Source organism: Paenibacillus sp. FSL R7-0048 (genome assembly GCF_038004505.1).
GTDB lineage: Bacteria > Bacillota > Bacilli > Paenibacillales > Paenibacillaceae > Paenibacillus_AQ > Paenibacillus_AQ odorifer.
Genome location: NZ_JBBORF010000001.1, coordinates 1,567,235 through 1,593,411, shown reverse-complemented (window position 1 = coordinate 1,593,411; position 26,177 = coordinate 1,567,235). Strand labels below are relative to the sequence as shown.

Below are 26,177 nucleotides of genomic sequence, written 5' to 3'. Positions count from 1 at the left end.
GCATCGATCAATACATCATTATCAAACTGTTCAAAATAAATAAAAGAAATCCTTGAAACACAAGGAATTAGTCAACGAGAACTTGCACGAAGAATGAACATTCGACCGAGTACAATTAGCCATCTCTGCTCCGATAAAGTGAATGCAGCTTACTTCGACACCTTGGAACAGATTTGCCGAACACTCAACATCAGCCTAAACGAACTTCTTGTACTGGAAGATGACTAACCTTGCCGCAAACTAAAGCACAGATTATCGTTATTAAATCTGCCTAATGCCCAGCGGCAAGCCATCGAAATCAACTAATTGCTGTGAGGACATCATTTCTTTTATTGATGCCCGATGATGCTTGCTTAGTTCATCGGGTAGCATTAAGCCATTTTGTAATGCTAGTATCATGGCTCTTTTTTCCACCCTAACAGCTTCCAAATCCATAATGATGCTACAAGTATAGTAATCATTGAACTTAGGTGGATACTGAATGATACTTTCTAAAGGTATTTTCTCAACGGGTCTGTATACTAATTCCACTCTTGTTCGTTCCACCACTTCTTCAATTCCTTTCCATTTCCTCTCTAACTTTTTATCATAGTTATGGCAATAAGCATGTTGCTTTCTTTGGTCTTTTCGCCCAAAATATCGAGTTCCTTCACCCGTATTGGAAGCAATGAACAGATTGCTCATTGCTCATTGGATATGGAATATCGAAAGCCAATTCAATTCGGTTAAGGTATACTTTCTGCGAATGTTTATATAAGGTAACAAGCAAGCGTTGAAACTTAACTAAGTGGTCTGGATGAGTTTCAATTTGTAACGTGTACTTCCTTGATTTTTTCTGACACCATGGTTGATACCGCAAATAAAGATAAGCATCATCCATTGCTAGATGCCATTGGTATACATAACCTTTGTGACGTATAGTTGGTTTAATATCAAACCAATCTCGAAATGACAGTGCGAGTTGATTGTAAAAGCTCACTGTCACTCCATGATATTCAAGTGAAACTTTATCAATAGAAATTTGTATGTTGTTCATGCATTCCCCCACGGCCAAAACTTTTGACGTATTTGCCGTTTGTATTATAGTAATGAGGGAGTCGGTGGCTAGCCTTTAACACATGACCTTCCCTATGCAAGATGTTAAATTACGTCCTGTCAGTGTAATGATCGAGCCATCCATTCATTAAGTTGTGAAAAACCTTATGATTAAGTATCTTCTCGCTATGGCTATCACAGTAGCTAATTTACAGGTGCAATTGATTTGAAAAAAAAGAGGATAACGTAGATAACAAAAACAGGTCAATCATGGTGGTATCTGACCATAATCGACCCTTTTTGTTACGAACTAGCGTTATTTAGGTTATACTTTTCAAGCAATAATGTGCGTACAACATAAATCATGAAATTCTTATAACGGTATTTCATGGGTAAAGTGTGTTATGGTTGAATGATGGGTTCATTCGGCACTGGGTAGCCGCACGAAAAAACAACCTTGAAAGGCACGTAGCCAATCAAGGTGTTCATTTTTTCACTTCATTCCATGATAAGGGTCATCGACATGACCGTCTAACTCATCAATTATCTCGTGAATAACTGTCCTAATCTCATTTCTCACATTACCAGTTAGTAAATTTTTCAGGTGTATATAAACCTTTACTAAACCTAGCCGTCCGATAATCAATGAGATTAGCTCAATATCATGTAACGACTCCTTATTACAAATACCAATTATCCATTCTTCAACCCTATTTCTTAATTCAGAGTCGATTAACTCATACGTATGCCACTGTCTGTCTGCTAATTCAACTAATGACTCTAATGCAACTCCAATATCATTTTTGTTTGAACTATTCGACGAGATGAATTCCTCAAACAACTCTCTTAATTGGGTTGTGGAAATGTAATCAGGCAACGATTTATAATAATCCAACAAAATTATTACCTCCCAAAATCAACAGGTATGTGCGTGATATTACTTGGATTTCTATAGAATTTACCATCTTGACCAAGCAACTTGTTTCCAACTTTAATTTGTGCAGTCCAACCGCTTCCGGAATTGCTACTAGGAAATTTAGCAGCAGCATTCGCATCAGGAGCATGCCATTTTATTTCAATTTTTGTACCGTTAATCTCATAATTATACTTGTACCCATCTGCTATTGTTGCGGAAGGTTTAAACCCGTTGGCAGCACCGTTAGGAACCATGCTTTCCAAATTCTCTATTGGAACTTTACCATTCTTTAGCATTTGCTGAGCAGCAAATTGAGGGTTATAAGTTGTTAATGCTTTTTCAACTTCACCGGTCCCCTTAGTATTATTCCTTTGGGTATTGACTTCTGCTCTCAACTTACTAGAAGAATTAGCGCTATCCGTTGGTATTTTTAAATTTTTAGGTAAGGTCCTTGGACTTTGTGTTTTAACAAACTTAAATTCACTAACTAACCATTTTGGAACTGTATAAGCTCCTCCTCCACCAGAACCCCCAGACGATTTTCCGCCCATTTCATGCATATTTCCTGTTGGGTCAATATATTTAAGCGGGTTATTTATAACATAAGTATACAAATTCAAGCTCAGCGGATTATCAATCTGCCCCTCATACGTATCCTCATTTAAAAAACGCCCCATACTCGGATCGTAATACCGTGCCCGAAGATAGTATAATCCCGTTTCAGCATCATACACTTCACCTGCGTATTTAAAGGAGTTAGAGATTCCTTCTGTCTGACTAGTGATGTTTCCCCATTCATCATAGCTATACTCATTTACTGTTTTTCCACTAGTATCCACTATCTGTACCACATCACCATGACCATTGTATAGGTAATAGTAGTCTTTATTTGCTCTCTTGTCCTTTTTCACAAGTACCCGGTCCCCGCGTACAAACGTGGATTGCTCAACAATGTTGTTGCCACTCAGCTTTTCTTCAGTCAGAACCTGAGCGTTATTATCATAGTTCACCTGGGTATGGCTGCTACCTGTACTCTTTAGATAGCGTAGGCCGTCAGCATAATACTGGAAGCTCGTTGTGCTTCCATTCTTGGTTATAGAGGTCAGCGTGTTCCACAAATCGTAGTTGTAACTTGTATCTTGAAAATCTGCTGAACTACTCACACTTTGTTCCATCGTCAAGCGATTCCCACGTACATCGTAGGTGTATGCGTCTCTGCTTCCTCCCGGATGTACCGTTGAAATTAAGCGATTCAATGCATCGTACTCATAGGTTGTCGTTTGTGTATCTTGTGTCACATTGTTGTTTTTCGTTTCCGTAACCGAGGTAATATTTCCGTTGTTGTCATACCCATACACATATTTGGAGAGCACACGGCCTCCCTTTTGGTTCGTTACGCTCTCCACCCAGTTTAGGGCTTTGTTATAGGTGTATACTATCATAAGTGTGCTTCCGTCTGTCAGCGTCGGATAACTAATCGACTTCACCAGGTTAACCCCAGTGTAGTTATATTGTACATTGGCCGTGGCAGCACTACTCACCGTAGCGCTGCCATTCGTCTGTACTTTGTCCAGTCTCAACTTATTGAATTGATAATTCACGTAAAAGTTTAAATAATAATCATTCAATTGCGTAATTCGGCCTAGTGCATCCCGCTGATTAAAGATGTACGCGGAATGTGCAACCGCTCCAGCGGAATACGCAACCGTGTTCGTGCTTCGCACTTGATTCAAACTGTTTACAGTATTTCGCTGCATCGCCTGAATCGTTCCGTTCAGAAAGTTTTTAGTGGTCTGATTAGAGGGCGAACCGTCGTTATAGATCACTTCGGTTTTCTGTGTCTGCGATACGTTATTGATCATCCCGCTGACTGTGCTTGACTTGAGCGCGCCAATTTCGTCATAGCTGTATCCAAACAGACTGCCATTACGATCGGTTTTGCTAGTTAATTGCCCTAATGCATTATAGGATAAGCTTTCACTTTGAGAAGCCCCGTCTAGCTTGCTCGTCAATAACCCAACTTCGTTATAGTACTTGGTATTCAGTATTTGCTCTGTTCCACCTTTAGCTTGCACCGTAACTTTCGCTAGCTGACCATTCCCATCGTACGTATAGCGTGTGCGCTGGTTCAATGCATCATAGACGGAGGTGAGACGATTCAGTGCATCATAGCTATACGATGTTGTGACACCCGCTTCGTTCAGATGATTCGCAGGATCCGTGTAGCCAATCACGTTACCATTAATATCGTACCGATAACTTTCCGTTAAAAGCTGTGATTGACTCGGCCAGTCTTTATAGGTTTTCATGGTAACTGGCTGGCCCCATGGATCATAGATAGTTTCCAGATAATTCAATCGTTCTTGAGTGTCAGCAGCAATCATGTAACTTTCTGTCTTGCGCTGCTTAAGGTTATGATCCGTTACATATATATTGTTATTGGCATCTGTGGCACGATTCTGCCTTCCCCATGCATCGTAACTAGCCGTAATCTCATTGCCTAACGCATCCTTTTGATAGATCGCTTGTCCTTGATCATCGTAGTGGTACTGGGTGAAGACCCATTGACTCACGTTATCGTCATAATGCTCTTCTAACAACGCTAGGCCCATTCCATTATATAACGTATTCGCATACGTTCTCATACTACTGTTAGTGGATAATTGAGTGACAGTTTTAATCGTATCGACCTTCAGAACATAGGTCCCTGCATTCACCGAATCAAAGTTACTGGAGGTTTGATGATAATAATTGTAATCGATAACCTCTCTGAAGGTTTCTCCATTGCTATTGGTTCGAATCGGATGTGTTTCTTTTTTTAGACGACCTGCTGCATCATATTCATAGACCGTAGTCTGATCGTTGCCGTCACTTTGACTTTTCAGCAAACCCGTTCCCATCTCGTAACTCATCTTCGTCTTCACGATTTTCTGGTCAGACTTCCCGATGTTGAACCACTGTTGTTGTTCTGTCGGGTAGGCGTAACGACTCTCAGGTCCGTATATGGTTACACTTTTAGCTACCAATTGACCCTTGGCTGTCTTTTCAGCCGTCATTTGAGAGATTCCACCCAAGGTATCGCGGTTACCATAACTATATGTGGTTTGTTCCCCCGACGCATTCGTTACTGTCGATAGCCTTCCCTTGTCAGTGTAGGTGTATCGTTCAATTAATGGGGCCGGATCAGATTCATTCTGGTACCAAGATTTAGACTCCACTAAATGATATTTCGGTTCATAGCTTATCGTTGTCGTATAGTGTTGTTTTAGATTTGAATTGTTATGTTGCTCCGCCGTTAATGGTTGGGTTTGGGTACTGACCAGTCCCCAATCTGAATATGTTGTTTCTGTATACAAATGATTAGCACTTGCCTCGCTGTCCCCGACACCATATTCTGAAATTGTAGTTCTCGTCGGGAATAGCTCGAAGAGTCCATCAAATGCTGTATTCGTAACGATCTTGCGCTCCCCATTAGCAGCTTGAGTGTCCGTAGATAGCAACTTTCCTTTACCATCATAATTTCGGGTGATTCTGGAGTTGTTGGCCGCCGTATCGCTTTTTACGGTAACCGTGCTGCTATAGCGATTATTTTGCTGTAGATATGGCGGATAATAGGTCGGATATCCCGTATAGTCACCTGTATACGTATACTGAAGCCAATTATAATTTTTCGGACCTGTTTTATCTACCCTTGATAAGAGTCGAAATTGATGAAGGGTTTGATCTTCACCTATATTTCTGGAAACCCGTTCATACGTATACTCTGTGTTTGAATTAGGATATATGACTTCTTTTAGCAAGGTATGATAGTTTTGATTTCTTGCACCCGAATAATCACTCCCTGTTTGATAATATGCAATTCCTTCCTCATAGTCGAAGTAGGTCTTGTCCCCATTCTGATCTGTAACCGACCATAGTACAGGCAAATAGACTTCAATTTCATTCACTGGCACAAGTTTTCTGCCTTTAGTCAAGATGACCTTTTGGACCTCGGTTCCATTTTGCTTAACTCGAATCGTCACATTTTCACCGTTAAATATCTCTTGAGTATTAAGGTTATCCTCATATTCAAAAGTAACCTCACGACCCACTGTATCTGTAATTGAACTGATAAGAACAGATCGTATACCATCAATATCTATAGAGCGATGCTTAAAGTTAATTGTATTTCCAAAACGGTCTACAATCCCGATAAGTGCTCCATTGGCAGAAAAGTACTCTTTTCTCTTATCCTCGAATTCAACGTAGTACCAGGAATTTTCCTCTCCGTTATTAAATTCATGGTTCTCATTGTTATAAACAAATCGCATGTTTTTTTGCTTGTAATTTAGGAACTTTGTGTATTTTGTAAATTCATCACCATTTTCTGGATAACGGGCTACGGTATACACCCCACCTTTTCCGTCATGATAATAACGATAGTCGCCATTTTTTTCGATTGAAGGAAATTGAAACGACCAACCTACCCCTAAACTATTCATCTCCAAAAAATGATCATATCTTTCTGTGTACGTATAATTACCTGAAGAACTATATGCTCTTTCAAAAGAATGTCCTTGATTGGAACTGTACATAATCCCAATATCCAAATCCAGACCATCTCGACCGGGTAAATGGATTTGATTCTCTTTCCATGTCAATGAACCGGAAACAGGATCGATCACTTCATCAGTAGTATTACGATCTCCAAATTGGGGTTTGTTGGTTTGATTAAGCTGAGCTCGAACAACTAGTCCGTCAAATATGCCAGCGACCCTCATATCAAAAGCAGTCACCGTTAAAGCCGCGATTTTCAATTTATCTGGAGAAAAAAGGTCCTCTCCATACACTAGCGAGGTTATGCTCGGAAATTGTTGAAAGATCGGATCATCCTGGTAGGTAGAATTTTGAACCGAAGATGGGTTCTTCTTCTGGATAGCTTGATTTTCTAATTCCCCTTGTATGTCTTCCCAGCTTAGCTTTCCTTCTTGCTTCCACTTTAATAGCTCAAGTAAGGTTTGATTCGGTGAATCCTGCATCAGATAATTAATCCAATAGACATCTTCAATGGAAGCTCCGGCCAAAAACAGCTTTTCGATTTCAGATTCGATTAAATCTTGTGATGCTACTCTTTGATTTGTAGCCGTTCCACCTGAAGAGACCGAATGATTGAGTAATCCTTGCTTCTCAAGCGTTTTAACTTTAATTGATACAATAGCCTCAGACAATTTCGGATCATAGGTGGCTACCTCCACAGTAGCCTTCTCATCCGGCAATGGAGGAATGGAGTCCTGCCAACCTTCTTCTTTGAATAATTCACTCGCAGAATTCTCTGGACGAGTCGTAGGTGTAGGCTGTGGTCCCGAATCCGTTGAAAAATCCAAAAAATCTGACGGTGCAGGTGATGGAGCAGGTAAATCTTGTGCTTTGTTTATGTACGTTTGATCAGAAGTACTTTTAACGGTTGTACTCGCTTTCGCAGTTCCTTCCAAAATATTTGGAATGATCAAAGATAAACACATGATGACCATTACTATTTTTCTCACTAGCTTTATTTTTCTCAACTTAGTTTCCCCCAGGAATTTATTTGGTTACCTCACAATTGAGCTATATTTCTATCTTTCTATGAAAATATTCCCCAATATTTATCTATAATCTATTAGAATAATAGTTCATTCCCTATTTGAATCGTTTCTTCTTCAATATACCTTCCTATCCTGGGATGCATTAACATGAATTTTGCATCTCCTCTTTTAATTTCACTCACTTCTTTACTTCTACTAAAATTTCACCAATCATCATTTTGTTCATAGAAGCATCAAAGGAATAAATATGGGTAATATACATTCCTGTTTCATTGTTATGTTTAAAGAAAGGAATTCGAATTCGCCAACTTGTAGAACTTAAACGTTCCCCCTTAATCCATGGATCCTCTAAATCGTCTTGACCATTACTATCGTCCATGTTGGAAAGGTCCCCTGTTGGGTGCTATCAAAACCGCCCTTTAGATAGACGTCTTACGAAAAGCACCAAGATACTAAACATATACGATTTTGACGAATAATCTTTACTCCTCTTTATCAGACTCCTTTTCCATCTTATGTATATTGAATGTCAAGTTTTAGACATATAGGGTTTGTGGTTATGATTTGCTACTTACATCCACCATAATATAGTTGGCATAAGGTTATTCTGGAGAGGTAGTCGGAATAAAATTTACATATCCTAAAAAAACACTACGCTCCAAAAACAGTGTTATTATTATAAATTGAGAGGACCATCGATTGAGTAACAAAGAATATTTAGTTCCCCACAAATCATTTTGATTACTCATCACGAAAAACATTCTATTTTTTCTTTTCAAACTAATTATTTTGAAACGCTATTATACAGCTACTTTATTTCCTTTGTAATTGCAGATAGTAAATTACCATTACTATCGTATACAAAGTCACGGCGGTAGCTGATATTCCCTTTATGAATGATAATAGCTGTTAACCTATTAGCGGAATCATAAATATATTCGTAATCCTGTCTAATAGAAGGTTGTAGAACTGTTACTGGAATATTTGAATAAGAAATTAATGAGTCATTCCCTAATTGACCCTCTGTATTATTCCCCCACGTAATAAATGAAGAGCTAGTAAGTGCTATACTATGCGAATTTCCAGCATCTATTTTTATTACATCATTCAGAAAACTCTTACCGCCTATCGCTTTTACTTGAGTAGGAGTAAGTTTTCCTAAAGTTGTGCCATCTCCAAGTTGGCCCATGCTATTCTCTCCCCAACTCCATACTGTTCCATCTGACTTTAGTGCTAATGAATAATTACTTCCACCGCTAATAGCAATTACATTATTTAATAAACCAACTCCGTTTGGGCCCTTGACTTGGACTGGATAGCGCCGTTCTACTGTAGTACCGTCTCCAAGCTGCCCTTTATCATTTTGCCCCCAGCCCCATACTGTTCCATCTTCTTTTAAAACCAAATTGAAATTGTCCCCAGCACTAATAGCTTTAACTCCTGTTAACAAAGAAGCATTACTGGAGCCCATTTGCACTTTACTAGGGAAACTCTCATCATTAAGAGATCCATTTGCTAACTGACCATGATTATTGCCTCCCCAAACATAAACAGTTCCAGTTGACGAAAGTGCTATAGAATGTATTTCACCAACATCAACAGCAATAATATCCATAAGATTCCCAACCCCGTTAACACCTTTAATTTGTTCCGGAGTTGTAATAAGTTCTAATCTATCGACTCCCACTTGCCCTCGTTGATTATCTCCCCATCCCCACACTGTTCTGTTAGATTTAACAGCGAGGGTATGGTAAAATCTACTACTGATATTATTTACATTTGATAATCCAGAAATTGGAGTTGGAGAGACAACAAAATCAGTCTGATCTCCAGCAGGTCCCAAACCCAAAAAACCATAATAATTGAATCCGAAAGCCGTCACTGTACCGTCAGTTTTCAAAGCATATGAACTAAAAGTTCCACCAGTAAATCCTTTATTCATCGACACCACATCGGTTCCAGCCAACTGAACTGGTTTATTGCTAGATGGAGTAATAAAGTCCCCCAACTGTCCCATTTCATTACTTCCCCATAACCATAGATTCCCATTTTTTTCTATAAAACCACTTTTATCTATACCAGCATATATTTCCCCATGTTCTAAAACACCCCGAGTTAAAGTAGAGGGTAAACTCTTTGCGCTTTCATTTAAAGACATGATTTTGGAGTTATTATTTTGAGATATAGATTCTATTAATAATTTTTTTTTAGCGCTCTCATTGCTAACAATTTGAAACTTCAGGAAGTAGCTATCATTTAATTTTTCTCCATTTATATCCTCAAGTGAGTAAGGAGGAATATGTAATGTATAATCATGACCATCTTTCAATTCAATTTGTGGACTAATTATCAGTTGATCCCTCTCAATTGATTTCTTTATATTTATCACCTTATTACTATCAAAATCTACTAATCTAATTAAATGAAAAAAATTCCCTTCTCTAATAATGTTTTTTAAATTCACCTTTAACGAGGAATCCTCCAATATGCTTATTATTTGTGTCTCAGGTGCAATTAACTCCTTTTGTTGATTTACACCATCCGCACTCACTAAAGATAACTGACTAATCGATATAACTAAAAGAAATAAGATAATTAATAACGAATAATATTTCTTCATATTTATTTTTCTCTCCCATTTAATAAATAGTTCCAGTTAATTAGTTGTTATCTACGATACTAGATAGGATGACTGGGATAATAAACTTCGGATCCAGCAAAATAACTAAACAGACAATACAAATGATCGTGTAAAACCAAACAGCTCATAAAAAAATCAACAAATTCTTAGATATTGAAAGATACTTTCATTTAATCAAACCGTAACTTTTTTTTATTTTTGTCCGAAATCTATACATCGACAACATGAAACTAACTAATAATTACTTCATTCCAAATGAACCTTTACCATTAATAATTTATTAACAACATTATTTCCAATGTAACAAGTACTTTATTAAAGTAATTCTATAAAAGAGTTTCACTATTGAATATAGACATAAAAAAACCTCCTTCCCATCCTCGTGGGATTCGTTGGATATATTTATGGCAGGCATTCTGGCTTCGCAGTTCATTAAAAAACCCACCATTAACATTAAGCAGTTAATGATGGAATTTTAATGTGCGTTCACAGTGGCGGGACCGCGTGGGAATTTCACCAACATTCCCCTTTTAAGCTAGATAGGATATTCCTATGCAATCACCATAAATATTAACAGGAATAATATACCATGAATTATTATGAAGTGCGACAGACAAAAACACCTAAGGAAGATTCGTATAATGGAATTACCACCACATCCATTGCGTGGGAGAATGAAACCATGAGTTACACACACCTTAACAAAACCGAACGCAGTCATTCACTTCGCTTGGGATGGACCAATCACAGATTGGCAAGTAACTAGACAAAAATCACTCCACCATTGATAGAGAGTGGAATAGGGGGAGTAGCAGTATGATGACACAGTAGAGATTGCGCAGACTACCTACACAACATCAAACCTCTCCTAATCAATGGGATGATCCATAGTGCAAAGGGAAAAATTCCCCATCATGTTAACGATAAAAAAACAACTTCTCCGTAGAAAAGTCGCTTTTCAAATCTCTACTGTCTATCGAATTCTATTTTTTCATAACTTAGAAGACCCTACCGCTTCGCCTTATAAAACTCATGATACAACTTCATGAGCGCCCTCTTCTCTATCCGCGAAACATAACTCCGCGAGATCCCCAACTCCTTGGCAATCTCCCGCTGTGTCCGCTCTTCTCCACCTGTATCCAATCCAAACCGCCCAACGACAACTTCTTTTTCCCGGTCATCCAGAATATCAAGGTTACGATAAATCTTACTCTTTTCGATCTTCAGATCTACTTCTTTAATGACATCATCCGCTTCCGAACCGAGGATATCAATGAGTGTAATTTCATTACCTTCTTTGTCAGTCCCAATTGGGTCGTGCAGAGATACATCTTTACGAGTTTTCTTCAAGGATCTTAGGTGCATCAGGATTTCGTTCTCAATACAACGGGCAGCAAAAGTGGCTAGCTTTGTCCCTTTGTTCGGACGATAACTCTCAATAGCTTTAATCAGGCCGATGGTGCCGATGGAGATCAGATCCTCCATGTCTTCTCCGGTGTTATCGAATTTCTTCACTATATGGGCAACGAGCCGCAAATTATGCTCAATCAACAAATTGCGGGCCTTGGCATCTCCCTCAGCCATCATCCCTAAGTATCGGCTTTCCTCCTGCTCCGAGAGCGGTTGTGGAAATGCATTATTCCTTACGTATGATACCAGCAGCGTCAGTTCTTTGATCAGCAATGCAATCGTGCTTAAGAATCCAGGCAACTTGGCGACACCTCCCGCACTTGTACAATGAAACCGATCTGTTTGCCTTACGGGTTCATGGTCATCCTTATTGTATGTGGGCGTGCGCCTAGAAGTGCCTGTACGGGGGAAATTGTACAACCACAGAAATTTATTTTTCATACGAGAAATCAGTCATACTCTACTCAATTACTTGTCTTTTTAACACAATGTTGTTAGCGGTAATTCTCACTCTCTTCTGATGTTAAATTCCGCTTCACTAGACGTAAGAACCTTAATGATGTCCTTGTCAAAAGCAACCTTCAAAATAGACTCTGGTGATTGTTCTATAATACCGCCGCAAGAATCTCCCGACGGATCACCGTATACAGCCGAAGCCAGCCAGTGGATTCCAGGCTCAAGGAAAGTCGTCAGTGTAGGCAAAACAGTCCGGGGATGAAGCAGGTTTGTGTTGGCATTAGGCCAAATTAGCTCAGCCTTTTCGTAGCCGATCAAACCCTTGACTCCGCTTATTCCCCTTGCTGTAGATACTGCCGCGGTTGTAAGGCCGATCTGCTGTTCCACCCCCGCTTCCTGACCAAGCGCGAAGCCGCCCTCTGCGGCGTCCAACGGTCGTCCGGTCTCGATCCGGTGTATCCGAATATGCCAGGGCAGCCCAGCAACGATCCAGGTCCGAACCTCCACATTAGTCCATGGCTTCCAGACGGAGTGCAGCACATTGTCCACAATTCTTGACTCCATATTCCGCCGTCTGACCCGATACAAGTTGTCCCCGCTCTCACTTAGAGCGAGCATGGAATCAAATGCCCCTTGAGACAATCCCCATTCGGAGCGGGGTACGCTGAACCCGAAGCCTGTTGAGTATACGAATTTCTCATACTTGGCAGACGTGTGGGTATGTTCATTCGTATATAGATGACCACTGTTGAAGGCAGCCACATGGCCGGAAGCAGGTTCGCGGACAATGACAAGATGCGCAGGCTTCTGGACTATAACTGCAGGAATATCCGGCAGCGGCAGTTCTTCTTCCTTCCAGAATGGATGCTCCGCGCTGAGAGCTAATGGCAGGAATGTCTTTAACGCCCAGTAGGGGGAACCGGGAGCGTTATAATTCTCCGCCATGACCAAGTTGGGATAGGTATAACCAATCGTCAGAACGCCTCCGGCATCAAAGATCGGTTGGCTGAACCACCAGCGCAAATTGCGCAGTACTAATCCTTTGACCACACCTACAGGGAATACTTCAACGCCTGCATAGACGAGTACGCTCCAGAAAGCAGACTGGGCAAAGCGGTAGGTTAAGCTCCTTCCATAAGGAAGGGCAGATCCATCCGGAGCGAACCAGCCCAACAATTCGGTGGCAAAAAGCCGGGCCCGTTCTTTGAACACCTGTGAACGTTCCGGGTCCTCCTGTTCCATCAGCTTCGCGTACAGTAGCGCATAATAATGGATGGCAAAAGGAACATAATAATCGCTATGCCCGTTAATTCCATCACTGTACCAGCCATCACCCAGATAAAAATCATCCATTCGCTTCAGATTGTTCTCCAGCTGCTCCGCGTCGTAGGGGCGGCCGATTCTGCGGAATCCAACATTAACCAGCACGTTGAAGAACAGCCAGTTGCAGTCATAGCAAGGATGGGAATTAATCTGATTCAGCCAACTGTACAATTGCTCCTGTTCCTTCTGGGTAAGTGGTGACCAGATCTGTTCAGGAATGGCGGCTAAGGCGAAACCGAAGACCGCCATCTCTACCAGACGCTGGTCATAATCTTGAACTTCACCCCAGTATTCTTCATGGGCAGGATCCGTGCCGTGGCGTATGCCATCCAGCACAGTATCCCAAAGCCCGTTTTCTCCGCCTCCCATGAGCAGGGGCACTAAGCCCCACAATACCCGGGAGAAACCTTCCATTTCTGCAGTTGCTGCTGAATAGCTGGCTCCTGTTCCGCCGATTGCCAGCCGTGTGCCGCCTCTGCTGTAGAGCGGCCGAAGCGGTTCTGTAAGCTGTTCAAGAGCAGAGACCAGATCCTCCCGGGTCTTTAGCGGATTTTTAGCAATAGTCGTAAAAGTCTTTTCAGTCTGCATTATATGCCCCCTATTCCCAGTAGAACGGTCCGGCTTCTTTTAGCCGGGCTAGCGCTTCGACATAGAAGAAATCGCCATAGATAAGCGGAACATCTATATTCCGATCTTCAGGATAGTTACTCGTACCATGAAGCAGCAATCCTTCTTCTTCTGCATTGTCCCAAGTTCCATAATTCCGATAAAGGGATTCAGTAATTCTTATAGCCCCGTTCCGATACACATGAGCCTCCGAGTCGTCCACCTGGCTAGCCAGCAGGAGCAAGCCACTCGCTGCACAGGAACCAGCAGAGCTATCACGAATCTCGCCAACTTCACCGGGAGCACGGAAATCCCAATGTGGAACGTGATCTTCGGGCAGACGGGTCAAGAAGAAATGCGCGACCTGCTTGGCTGCATTAAGATAACTCTGCTTGCCCGTATGATGATAGGCCAATGACAGTCCGTAGAGCGCCCAGGCTGCCCCGCGCGACCAAGCCGACTCGGGCGCATAACCTTGCCCGCCAAGCTTTTCAACCACTTCGCCCGATTCCGGGTTGAATTTGACGATGTGATAAACCGAACCATCCGGCCGGATGAAATGCTCCAGCACCGTATCCATATGCGCCTCAGCGATATGCCGATAACGTGGATCCCCTGTTACTTCGGAAGCCCAAAAAAGCAGGCTGGTATTCATGCAGCAATCGATAATGGCTACCCCGCTGTTATCCTCGCCTTCACTCCATGGATTCCAGGCCCGGATGTAGCGTCCTTTCAGATTGAAGCGGGCCGCCAGATAGTTGGCTGCCTTCAACGCCCGGACTCGTGATGCTTCTCTGCCCGTGAGCTTGTAGTTCGCAACACTGGTCAACAGCCACATAAAACCTAGGTCATGGTCCAGCTTCACATAACCATCCAGCACCTCGTCAAGACGTTCCTCACACTGCTCAGCAATCGCTTTCAAATCCTCATCACCACTCTCAGCATAGAGCTGCCAGAGCATTCCCGGCCAAAAGCCAGCCGTCCACCAGTTTGGTGCTTCAAGCACGTATTTGCCGCCTTGACTGGCATGGGGGAATTCTGCACCGATTCTCCGACTGTTCGTTCTAGTCTTCTCCAAGGCTTTGCCCCAAGCCTCGTCTACCCAAGCTTGCTTTACTAATCTACTCATCTAAATCCCGCCTTTATTCGAATTAGCCTCTACCCTCTGATAGAGGACTTTTTATAAGCTCAGGCCCATCTTTTATAGAAATTGAAAAGTGAATACCAGTTTGCCCACCGCGCCAAGCTGAAGCACATGGAAGTCCAGACTATACCAGAGCTTCTCCATGCCAAAATGATCCCGGTACATATGCACAGTAATCTCCGGCTCAACTTTCAGTGAATCGTAAGTCACTTCAACGCCGCGAGTCATAGTCCCCGGCAGCAGCAAGGTACCCGGATGAAGAAGCTTAGGCTCACGCCAGGTGACAAACCGCTCCGTCCAGCTCGCCGGAATTCCCTCATACCGGTAAGTGTCTGTAAGCTCCAGCCGTGGACATTCCTCTTTATGCCAGACGAACGAACGGATTAAGGACTGTAGTCCTGTTACCTGATATGCCTGTGTCAGATCCAGTGTCAGCTCATCATTCTCCTCCGCCGATGCATGCAGCACTGTGGAGCTGAACGCCCGACCGGCCAGCTGATACTGGCCATCAATGATCGGCAGCGAATGACCCTGCGATCCATTGCAGTCATACTGGTAACGGCCAGCCCCAAAATAATCAGCAGTATACTCTCCGCTTCCAAGATCGGATGCGTAGATCTCTCCCCGGCCGCTCAGAATGAAATGTCCCAGATCATTATGGTTATGCGGTTCAGCATTGTGCCCGCCCTTGGCGGCGAATCCGAATGAACCCGCCTCCGACACATGACGCGAGACAAGCCAAACGGCATCAGGGAGATAATAGCTGGCGGCTCGCCAAGCTTCGTCCTCCTTGCCAGCCCTGGTCCAGATCAGATTGCGGAAAGCCGGTGCAAAGCGGCCGCAATGATCTTCAGTGTAAGGAGCACGCAAAGCGGATGGGGGGCGTTCGACATCCGTACAGACTTCCGCCAGATAATGGGACAATCCCATATGTACTAGCACCTGAGGCACTGAATCAGAGAAATTGGCTACATGACTTCCGTCAATGAAACATTTTTGTTGGAAGCGCGCGATTTGCGCTACCTTCTCTTGCTTGAACCAGTCCAGTCTGCCTGCGCTTCTGGAACAGAGCAAATCGCTATAATAAGTGAAATAACCAAACCCATAATTCCAGTACCCAAGGCCTTCCAGACAGGCACCGTCCTCACCGAACCCTTCCAGGTAATACAACATGGCGCGCTCTGTCCTCAGCAGAATATCCGCAAGCATGGCTGGGTCCTCCACAGACAGCAAGGCAGCAGCCCCGATTGATCCCGCACAGACCGCTGCCCAATTATGCCGCGCTGTCTCCCAATCATAAGGACCATTTTCAAGAAATGGACGAAACAGTCTCCGCTCTACTTCATGGTGGATTCGGGATCTCAGAAGCTGCGAAAGTCGTTCCCCGAGCAAAAGTAAAACTTCACTTAAAGTAAATCCGGTCTCGGAAGAAAACAGATCAATATACCGGTTGATATCAGCTGCATTATGATCCGCTGGGAGGTGGGCCGGAAGACACCAGGTGTACTCATCGCATATAGCCCAGAGGATGTCCTCCAGCTTCTCCAGTACTTCCGGATGTTCCGGCTCCAGCAAAGCCAGAAATACATAAGTATTCAGCCTTCTTCTCCGTTCAAAATAGACCCGTTCATATTCCAGCCTCGAACCCGTACGCGAATAAATGGAAAATAACGTATACGACAGTTCAGGTATAGACTGCCCGTCCAGCCTTACCGCCTCCGCGCGGATCTCGCTGATATCTGCCTGTAGTACTCCCGATGATAACGCCCGTTTCCAAAAAGCAGCCGCATCCCCCTTTGGATAATACAAGCTCAGATCGACTGGCTTCATTTCATGCACTATTTCCAAAAGCATCTGTTTATTCATGCCTTTTTTCCTCCTTAAAGGTCAGTCAGATCCGCGAAGCATCTTATTCTTCACTAATATGGCTGAATACTTTTTATTCCAAGGCATGATCTCTCATAACATCCTCACCGGCTGCAATTTTTAGTGAAGTCCATTTCATCTCTTCCCCTGACCAGAATGGATCAGAAGGGAGCAGCCCCAGCGGGAGGAATACGGAGGCGCATAAATAAAGACTGCCTGTATTGATATAGCTCTCCGCAAGCTCCGGCTGATAACCGTATACCCCCGGACGTAGCCATCCGGACTCATCCAGCGTACCCGGATATTCCATAATTCGCGTAATCACAGCTGTCAAAGCGCAGCGTACCTGTGCAGGGGGCAATGCTTCCTCCAAAAAATGCTGCAGCGCCGCCTGCGACAGCAGTTGAAACGCCCCAAAACGGTAAACGATCGAACGCCCGATAAAGGGATAGGTTCCATCCGGTGCAATGATCCGTTCGAGAACAGTAGCGTATCGCTGTGCCCGTTGCTGAATCAGCGGTTTCAATGCGGAATATTGCTCCGACTCCTGTTCAAAAAGTGCTACCACATCCACCAGCATCGGCTGAATAACAAAGCTGTTGTAATAATCCCAGTGAAAGTCCTTGCCATCCCCGTAAACTCCGTCGCCCTTATACCAATCCATGAACATATGGACCGCATAACCAACGCGCATCCGGTCATATTCAGGATCGCCAAGTATATACAAAGCGGCTTCCACCATTGCGCTGAACAGCAGCCAGTTGCTGCCGCTTGGCGCTGTCCGGCGTGTCTGCTTCAGCGCTGTTATTACATTGCCTTTGACCCGCGCACTCAGCTTGCCGGCAAGCTGCTTTGGTGCACGCACCAGCGCATGTGCCAGGAATGCCGCATCTACCAGCGGTTGGCCTTCAGCCTTGAATTCCATATAGTCAGGTGAATTCGGATCAACAGCGGCATCAATGGCTTCCAGCATTAGCCCGGCATAACGCGCTCTAAGCTGTTCTTCCTCACCCTCAAGTCCCTCTAGCTCAAGCCAAGGGGCCATTCCACATGCCAATCTAGCAAAAGCCTCCAAATGGGCAAACTGGCTCCGGTCACTATGAAACTTTGTAGGCAACTGTTCCTTTAATTTCCGCTCAGCCAAAGCATTCAGCACAGGCCCCCCGATCAGCAGCATTGTATCCAGCCAGTATTTACGCTGTTCCTTCCCATTCATGCACAATTCCACCCTTTCAATTGCATCTAATCAGCTACAGCTACTTCTCTTGCCTAACGCCTGAATCTTGTTATATTGCGTAATCTTCTACTATAGTTTAGTGTTGTATTATTGCAATGTCTTTGCGAATAATGATGTTTTATTGCGTATATTGTGATCAATCTGAAAGGGGCAGTTCCAATGAAGCATGCCCAGTATTATGAGCCGTTCGATGGAGATATTCTGGCAGGTATCGGAAATTCGCCGATCTCACCTACCAGGGATTTCCACATCCATGACCACTATGAAATTTTCCTGTTCTTGGGCGGCAAGGTGAACGGTTTTGTAGATCAGTTCAGCTATCCCCTGCAGCGGGGCAATGTCCTGTTGTTCAACAATCACGAGATTCATAAAATCATCAATTTATCTCCGGAGCCCTATGAACGGTTGACAATCCATTTCAAAGCTCCACTTGTCTATCCCTTCTGTACCGCAACTACAAATCTGCTCGCTTGTTTCCAGAACCGCCAGCCCGGAGAGCATAATCTCGCGCAAATGGATGAACCGCTGATTGAAGAGTATACAGTCCTTGCTTCCCGCCTGATTGAGACATTAGAGAATCAGCAGTACGGGAGTGAAGTTCTGGCTCTGACCTACCTGGTTCAGATCCTCGTCCTCATCAATGAGCTGTACAGCCGCACCCGATCTACCGTGCCCAGCATCATTTCCTCACATATTCAATCAGCCATGAGCTATATCGACAACCACTTGCATCTAAATCTGTCACTGGAGCAAATCGCTGGAGAACTGAACGTCGATAAATATTATCTCAGCCATCTGTTCAAACAGCAGACAGGCGGAACCATCTACCGTTACGTCTTGCTCAAAAAAATTGCGTTATCCAAGCAGCTCTTGTCCGCCGGGAACTCCGTATCCGATACCTGCTATCTGTCCGGCTTTAACGATTATGCCAATTTCATCCGTACCTTCAAGAACATCACGGGCATTCCACCCGGAAAATATAGTAAAAGAAGCTGAGCTTTAAAACTCAAATTCAAGGATTTTTCAAAAAAAGATGCAATCGCTACTGCGGTGAATAGTTGGACTTCCGGCCGCTGTTTTCCTAAGCACTCCACCGCCTCTCCAAATCTATAAAGAACCTGGCAGCCCGCTTAATGCAGCCTGCCAGGTTCTTTGAAATGCTACTTACAAATATCCCAGCAGATTGGAGATAACTTGCGCACCTTCGGCACGGGTCATCGTCTCTTGTGGCGCGAATTGCTTATTGCCGCGTCCCTTGATCAGTCCCGCCTGTTCGGCGATGTTTGCTGCGTTCTTCGCCCAGTCATGAATCCGGGAATAATCACTGAACGATCCTACAGCAGGTTCATTGGTCTCGCTTCCCTGCAAATATTCATAAGCACGAACGATCATCACAGCCATTTCCTCGCGGGTAATGCTCTGATCCGGGGCGAACGAATCCGCACTGCGTCCGAGCACGATACCCGTTCCGCTAACAGCTGCCACGGCTTCGGCATACCAGGCTTTGGAATCCACATCACCAAATGTTGCATGGCTTCCTGCCTTAAGCCCAAGCGCGCGTGCAATCATAGCAGCGAATTGTGCCCTAGTTACATCCCCTTGCGGATTAAACTCCGTACTGGAAATGCCTTCAATAATATGCTTCGCAGCCATGGTCTTAATCACATTGCTGGCCCAGCTGTCACTGCTGACATCTGTGAACAGCTTATCGTATTCCAGGACTGCATACTGGCTGAAATGCCGTATTTCAGCAGTCCATTTACCATTAGTCAACGTTCCGCCCATGAATTCAAGCGCACCATTTGCAGAAATATAGTAGCTGCCGAGCAAGCTTATATTGGCATCCGGATCTACGTTGAACGTAAGTGTCAACGGTTTATCAAAAGCAGTTACCGTTACAGCAGTGCCGTTGGCAGCAACAACCTCCAAGCTGAAGTTAATCACATCACTCGCCGCAGATAAATGTACGGAACCATTAACAGCCGGATTATTGATTAACTGTTCCACAGCATCTCTGGATACCTTCACTGCTGAGAGCTTAATTTGCGCCCCCTCCGTTTGACCTCCAGTAGCTTTTTCTTGAATGCTCATCAGCACTTCTGGGGTCAGATCGATAGCAACCTTACTCCAAGCCAGACGTAGAGTGTTCTCTCCGATGATTCCTGATAGTCCTGCTGGAAGGAGCACGGATTCTGTAGCTTCAGTAAGCTGAACCGTTATTACTCCTCCAACCGGTGCCGTGAAATCCTTTGGATCAAGAACCTTTTCGGTCTGCGGCAGCGGTGTTGGCGTTGGGGACGGGGTGACTGCTGGTGTCGGTGCTACCGTCCACACTGGTGCTTTCGTTGGTGCCGGCGTAGATGTTGGTGCTGTTGTTGGCTCCGGTTCCGGCGTCGATGTCGGTGTTGGTGTTGGTGTTGGTGTTGGTGTCACTACCGGAAGTTGCTCTGCTTCGCCCACTGTCACGGTTCTAGTCACTTCGATAGCCGCGTTGCCCGCCGCATCACTCACATTATAATGATAGGTGTAGATGCCTGCCGCCTTAGTGTCCAGTGCCAGCACATTCTCCTCATTCTTCGTAATCGTTGCTACAATGTGCTCCGTAATGTCGCCGTCACGGTCATCTACCGCTGTGGCTCCGGCATCCATATAGCTTGCGCCATTTTCCAGTTGAATGGACGGTTCACCAAGCAGTGTAATCACCGGCTTCATTACATCCGGATCAAGTGCAACGACTACTTTTCTTGTCACTTCTTCAGCCTCATTGCCCGCAGTATCGCTGACATTATAATGGAAGGTATAAATATCAGCTTTCGCTGTATCGAGAGCAGTCAAGCCGTATACTTCACTGCTAACTGTTGTAGTTATACGGTCTGTAATATCACCATCCTTGTCATCATAAGCAGTCGCTCCTGCATCTGTATATTCAGAACCGATGTGCAAATTCACTATTGCATCACCTAACAGAGTAATCAAAGGCTGAACAGTATCCGGTTCCGGCAGCTTAATTGTTCCGCTCACCGAACTGTCCGCTGTGGCCTCTCCCTTACTCAGTGATACCGTAAAGCTGAAGCTGCCGTTAGTCTCATCGGTTGCTTCTTGGAAGGAAGACAAGGTAATCTCACCGATCGTAACTCCGGTATCATTGAGACCGGGCAGAGCGCCTATCGTCTGCAGCAGCCAAGTCTGGACAGCTTCTTCGCTGTTTGCCGCTTCCTTCTGCACGCTGTATACCGCACCTTCTATGATACTCTTAGCCTCATTTACAGCCTGCTCATTAGCAACGCTGGCTTTATCTCTAGCTACAGCCACATAGCTGATCAATGCAGCCTGATTGCCTGAATACGTATTGTTTATTGAGTATTTCACACTACCGCTCACCGGAAGCGAGAAGTCATAGTTAATCATAGCGCCATTAGGACCTGCGACGAGGCCGGTTCGGACCGGTTTGGTCACTTCTTTCCCTTCAGCGTCAATATAGCTGAGCGTAATATCCATCGTGCGGTTGGTGTTGTTCCACCAGTCCCGATGGAATGACGTAATCGTATATTTGCCTGCGTTCAAAGGGAGCAGGTATACAAGTGGATTATTTTTTGTATCCGAACCATAAACACCTGTCTGACTTTTATCAGAAGGAACTACAGCGCCACCAAGCCCCTTGAGGAGGTACTTAGTACTGGTATGCCCCCATACGCCATTGCCTGTCGAAGGCTGATCCGCCTTGTTATTAAGCAAGCTGTCACCTACAAAATCCTTGATTAACGTATACGGCGGCGTGATACCGTCCATCGATACACCAGCATCGAGGAAGTATAAGAGCCCCTCCGGTACCACTTCCACATAACAAGTTGTTTTCAGATTTCCATAAGTGCCGGTTACAGCTACCCGTTCATACGGATTGTTGAAGCTGGCCGTATTTACATTCCACTTTACTGATACCAGCAATTTGGATCCGTCTGCCCGAGTGGCTTCCACCTTGTCTGGAAGATCCGGCAGTTTTCCAGCATAAGTAGCCAAATCCTGAGGAGCGACAAGCTCCCGTATATCTCCCGTAGTCAACTGGTTCTGGGCGGAGATCAGGCGTGCTTCAAGCTGAGTAACTCCTTCCTGATCCAATTTGTATAAAATAGGATTATCCAGTGCTCCCTGTGCATCGCTCTGTGCATCTACGAAGAGCTGCCAGTCTCTGTCCGAATATTCATCCTGTTTGTTCATTTCTTTCGCGGCTGTTACCGCCGCCTGAAGAGCAGCAGTATCTACAGAACCGGTTACTTCCCCGGAAACAACCGCCACCGCGTCGACAACCAAGGTGCCGCTTACCACCTTTATCTGCACATGGTGCTGGCCATATTTAAGCCCGCGGAGTGCGTACGTCTGGTACAGCTCCTTGGAAGCTAATGTATCAGCCGATAGAACAATAACTTTTCCGTCCACCGTTACCTCAAGCTTCGCCGATCCGTTATTCGCTCCTAGAATATCCAGTCCGGTGCCTTCAAACGTATATTCCATTGCAGCGTCTACAGCCTGGCTGGTAGAAAGAGAACGCTGGTAAATGTACATGCCCGCTCCATTTATATGGCTCCACGACCCGGTATATATCAGTTTAGGGTTCGGAGCAGCTGCCAGGTCATACATCTCAAGATTGTCTAGAAGCTCTGAATAATACGGCGTGTAGCCCTCAACCTTCTCCACCTTCAAATTATCGAAGCGGACGTGATAGTAGCCGCTGGCCAGATCTACCCGGCCGGACAATTCAGGAGTAGGATCGGTATAGGAAGCCAGCTTCACCCCATCCAGATAGGCAGTCACTTTATCGCCTGCAACCTGAACGGCAATATTATGCCATGCGTCATATGCGGTATCGAATCCGTCGATCTTCACGCCGCCGGAACCGTTCGCGGCATTTCCGCTCGCAACTGCGCTATTGTTGACCAGCAGCTGCCAGCCGCCGTCGAACCAGAATTTCAGCACATACGGTGTACCGGTTATGGAGTGGGAACTGCCACCTCCCTGATAACGGGCGCCTATCGCAGCATAATTTGCTCCGCCCTGAGTATTGTTTGTTTCGAACGAAACATCAACACTGGCCTTGTAGTTCATCCACCGGTTGTCGCCGATGGCCGTTACGGGATCTCCGCTGTTCCATGTGCCGCCAAGCCCCATGGTTCCCGTGTCCAGCTGCTGCCGCAGGACATAATTGTCTGAACCGTCCGGAAGATAGGCCTCAAATGCCCCGTTGCGGTCATGGGTATAACGCGGGATAACGCTTTGGGAACCGCCGCGGGATTCGATATAGCTCTGGGTACCCTCAGATTGACCGCCTGCACCAATCTTCACAACAGTCTGCTTGGAATAGTCAAAATCATCAGCGTACAGAATGTTGTCCCCAGTACTGTGTCCTGCTCCTGTAGCATCAGTATCCAGTACGGTACGCTCGCCTTCTACAGGCAGCGGTGTATTATATTCTTCTTTGTCCTTGTTCTTCAAAGTAGACACAGTCACGGTCGAATACGGTTTAACCTTAACGGTATACACCCCGCTGCCATCAGCAGTGACATCACCGAGATACTGCATATAATTGCTGTTGAACGCTTCTCCTGCATCAGCGGCACGGGTTTCCCATACTTCCATGGATGGATTACCCGTATAAGCCATATTGACTGTCTGCAGCTTGTAGATTTTGGAATACTCGCTATCGTTCACGATAACCGTCGAGAAATCTTTTTTATCAGGTGCTGCAAGGGTTATATAGCTAGGGGAACCGTTGCGGCCGCTGACCGGATTGGTGCCTGTCGCACCTGTAGAGCTGGCTTGAGGAACCGCTCGCCAGATCCCAGCAGTATTATCCTCGTTCTCCCAGCCTACATTCGCAAACCAGCTGTAATGCTGCAGAGTGACAAGACCCGCATCATAATGAATCCATCCCGACCACGGATCGCGCATGCTGACCAATTCCTTGAAGGAATATTGTCCGCCTTCATAAAAGGAACCAATGGCGGGCTGGTAAATAAAGTGTGTCCGGCGGGAGTTAACGAATCCTTTAATAATCGTGTTACTCATCTCCAGCGGACTGCCGACACCACCAATTCCTGTTCCTGCCACTGTAGGATCTTTCATATTGTTGTTGGGACGGAAAGAGGAATTACTGAAGGTAGACTGCGCCTCGCTGTTCCAAACCTCAATATCATATTGTTCTGCAAGTTTTTTGAAATTGCCTGCGCTGTCGTCGTCCGTGTTGTAGTGGTATCCAGCGATCGGCACGGCTTCCCGCAGAGAAGGATCACTCACCATACTGGCACCGAAGCTGCCAATCCCGACTTCATCGGATATCACAGACTTGATCCGGTTGTACAGTTCCCGCTCTTCGGTGCTGTTGAAGCCTTCGCTGTCAGTCTTGACTCTCTCAGCATACTGTTTGGTCCACGCCAAATCTGGAGCGTGCTCGTTGATATAAGGATTAACGTAATCGGCCATATAACCGTATTCACGATAAGCAGCCAGAATGGTTTTTTTGTACCAGGTATAGATTTTGTCGTTGTTATTCGCCCAGGCCGGAGCACTCCATCGCAGGATACTCACTTTAAGATCAGGGTTCACTGCCTTGGCATCTGCGGCAAGCTGGAAGCCGGGATGCCGGGTAACATTTGCCTCTTCATCGGCCGTACGCATAGTCGCCGGGTCAGGTCCCGTGGAGTTATTGCGGTCATTGCCCATCTCGATTTTCACATGCGTCATGAGCGGATGTTCTCCACCGAACAAGATCTGTAGCATTTCTGCATAAGCCTCTGGATGCTCTGACTTATAGTCCAGCAAAAGCGCACTGGTGCTGTTAGCGCTTAGTACGCCAAATCCCTTGAATGTGAGGCCGTTGACATTGTCAGCTTGGATATCGTTGCCGTCAAGCAGAACCTTGACCATAGAAGCTGCGCTCTGTGTAGCCTCTTCGATCTGTTTCTTGATTCCGCCCTTGGCAACGGCGAACCAGCTCAAAATAGGTTTTTCGTCAGCAACATAGGCGTAAGTCAACGTCATTGGACTACTAACGTCAATGTCTCCAGGAATGGTGAATTCGCCGGAAATTAGTTTAGTCACATTAGTGTTGAACTGGTCAAACAAGATGTTCTTGGTTGCCCCGCTAGCATCCTTATACTCGATCTGAGGACGTATTACACGGGAGCGGCTGCCGTACCAATCATGGAAACCGCTGCTGAGCGTATAGGTTCCAGCTTCAAGCGCTTTTAATTTATACACGATATGATTGCTGGCAGGGTCGGCACGAAGTCCGACAGTCCATAGGGACGGATCGGTGGCTGGATCGGTAAGTCCCCCGTCTTTGGAATTCTTGACCTTGTTTACGGAATCATCAAATCCCCAGTCCGCCGTACCGCTGATATACTTCTGGTCGGGTGACTGGTTGAGCAAATCGCTGTCGCTCAGCGCGCGCACCGCTTCGTACAGCGGCGAGGAAGTAGGCCCGTTGCCTACGGAATCGCCCCCTCTGCCGCTATCCACAAAGTAAACCAACGGATTACTTGCGGGCGGAATAACTTCCACACTGGCAACGACCGGCCCCCCGTTTGCTGTACCGCTGACGTTCACGGCATCGTATGGCACGGCAAAGGTATCTGCTCCAATATTCCAGTTCACAGCTGTGCTCTGGCCTCCGATATCAATGCTAGCTGGCAGCGTAGTATCTGCAATTGTTGTAGCCCCCATATGGGCGGCAGCGTAGATAGAATTTACGGTAGCAGCAGAGGCTGCAGGCAGAGTGAATGCCGGAAACATCCCAACTACGAGCGCAGTAGTCATCGTTATTGAGAAAAGCCTTTTTCGAAAGTGCTTTCTGTTCATTCTCTTCTCCTCCTTTGATGGCCAATAATAAAAGAAAGCGTATTCATTTTATTGTTAAATGAATAATTACTAGAGTTATACAGATCCCTTTGACTTATAAAAAAACCTGGCAGCCTATGAAGCATGCA

At 45.1% G+C, this 26,177-nt stretch carries 14 protein-coding genes and 1 riboswitch; of the genes, 2 read left to right on the top strand and 12 right to left on the bottom strand.

The window, feature by feature from the left end:
* The first annotated feature begins 39 nt into the window (after positions 1-39).
* Complete coding sequence (locus NSQ91_RS06920; protein ID WP_076193570.1) at positions 40-228, top strand: helix-turn-helix domain-containing protein; 189 nt, start codon at positions 40-42, stop codon at positions 226-228.
* Positions 229-261: 33 nt separating this feature from the next.
* Here the strand turns inward: NSQ91_RS06920 and NSQ91_RS06915 are convergent, their stop codons facing one another.
* The 11 genes from NSQ91_RS06915 to NSQ91_RS06865 form a co-directional block, all read right to left on the bottom strand.
* Positions 262-684, bottom strand: coding sequence for a hypothetical protein (locus tag NSQ91_RS06915; RefSeq protein ID WP_076193573.1), 423 nt, complete (start codon positions 682-684; stop codon positions 262-264).
* Positions 650-1,036: a hypothetical protein gene (locus tag NSQ91_RS06910; RefSeq protein ID WP_076193575.1), complete on the bottom strand. Its 387-nt coding sequence runs from the start codon at positions 1,034-1,036 to the stop codon at positions 650-652. The genes NSQ91_RS06915 and NSQ91_RS06910 overlap by 35 nt, the downstream gene beginning before the upstream one ends.
* Before the next feature lie 492 nt (positions 1,037-1,528).
* A complete protein-coding gene (locus NSQ91_RS06905; protein ID WP_076305725.1) occupies positions 1,529-1,933 on the bottom strand; it encodes a hypothetical protein in 405 nt (134 codons plus the stop codon).
* A 5-nt stretch (positions 1,934-1,938) separates the two neighbouring features.
* Complete coding sequence (locus NSQ91_RS06900; protein WP_340917086.1) at positions 1,939-7,494, bottom strand: RHS repeat domain-containing protein; 5,556 nt, start codon at positions 7,492-7,494, stop codon at positions 1,939-1,941.
* Positions 7,495-7,693: 199 nt separating this feature from the next.
* Positions 7,694-7,894, bottom strand: a complete 201-nt coding sequence (locus NSQ91_RS06895) for a GBS Bsp-like repeat-containing protein (protein WP_340917083.1) — start codon at positions 7,892-7,894, stop codon at positions 7,694-7,696.
* 429 nt (positions 7,895-8,323) lie between these two features.
* Entirely contained in the window at positions 8,324-10,135 is a 1,812-nt protein-coding gene (locus NSQ91_RS06890) for an RCC1 domain-containing protein (RefSeq protein ID WP_076305623.1), read from the bottom strand.
* A gap of 410 nt (positions 10,136-10,545) precedes the next feature.
* Positions 10,546-10,737: riboswitch (cobalamin riboswitch) on the bottom strand.
* A 427-nt stretch (positions 10,738-11,164) separates the two neighbouring features.
* Positions 11,165-11,866 (bottom strand): RNA polymerase sporulation sigma factor SigK, encoded by a 702-nt coding sequence (sigK, locus tag NSQ91_RS06885; RefSeq protein ID WP_036675850.1) that lies wholly within the window; start codon positions 11,864-11,866, stop codon positions 11,165-11,167.
* Positions 11,867-12,073: 207 nt separating this feature from the next.
* Positions 12,074-13,933: a DUF2264 domain-containing protein gene (locus tag NSQ91_RS06880; protein ID WP_076305622.1), complete on the bottom strand. Its 1,860-nt coding sequence runs from the start codon at positions 13,931-13,933 to the stop codon at positions 12,074-12,076.
* A gap of 10 nt (positions 13,934-13,943) precedes the next feature.
* Complete coding sequence (locus NSQ91_RS06875; RefSeq protein WP_076185373.1) at positions 13,944-15,080, bottom strand: glycoside hydrolase family 88 protein; 1,137 nt, start codon at positions 15,078-15,080, stop codon at positions 13,944-13,946.
* Positions 15,081-15,152: 72 nt separating this feature from the next.
* Positions 15,153-16,961 carry a heparinase II/III family protein gene (locus tag NSQ91_RS06870; protein WP_076305621.1) on the bottom strand — a complete coding sequence of 603 codons (1,809 nt, stop codon included), beginning with the start codon at positions 16,959-16,961 and terminating at the stop codon, positions 15,153-15,155.
* Positions 16,962-17,034: 73 nt separating this feature from the next.
* Positions 17,035-18,177, bottom strand: coding sequence for a DUF2264 domain-containing protein (locus NSQ91_RS06865; RefSeq protein ID WP_076220723.1), 1,143 nt, complete (start codon positions 18,175-18,177; stop codon positions 17,035-17,037).
* 180 nt (positions 18,178-18,357) lie between these two features.
* Here NSQ91_RS06865 and NSQ91_RS06860 point away from each other — a divergent pair, with 180 nt between their 5' ends.
* The gene (locus NSQ91_RS06860) at positions 18,358-19,194 is read left to right on the top strand and encodes a helix-turn-helix domain-containing protein (RefSeq protein ID WP_051490882.1); all 837 of its coding nucleotides are present in this window, start codon (positions 18,358-18,360) and stop codon (positions 19,192-19,194) included.
* A gap of 168 nt (positions 19,195-19,362) precedes the next feature.
* Here the strand turns inward: NSQ91_RS06860 and NSQ91_RS06855 are convergent, their stop codons facing one another.
* Positions 19,363-26,049: an S-layer homology domain-containing protein gene (locus NSQ91_RS06855; RefSeq protein ID WP_143763959.1), complete on the bottom strand. Its 6,687-nt coding sequence runs from the start codon at positions 26,047-26,049 to the stop codon at positions 19,363-19,365.
* Positions 26,050-26,177: the final 128 nt, after the last annotated feature.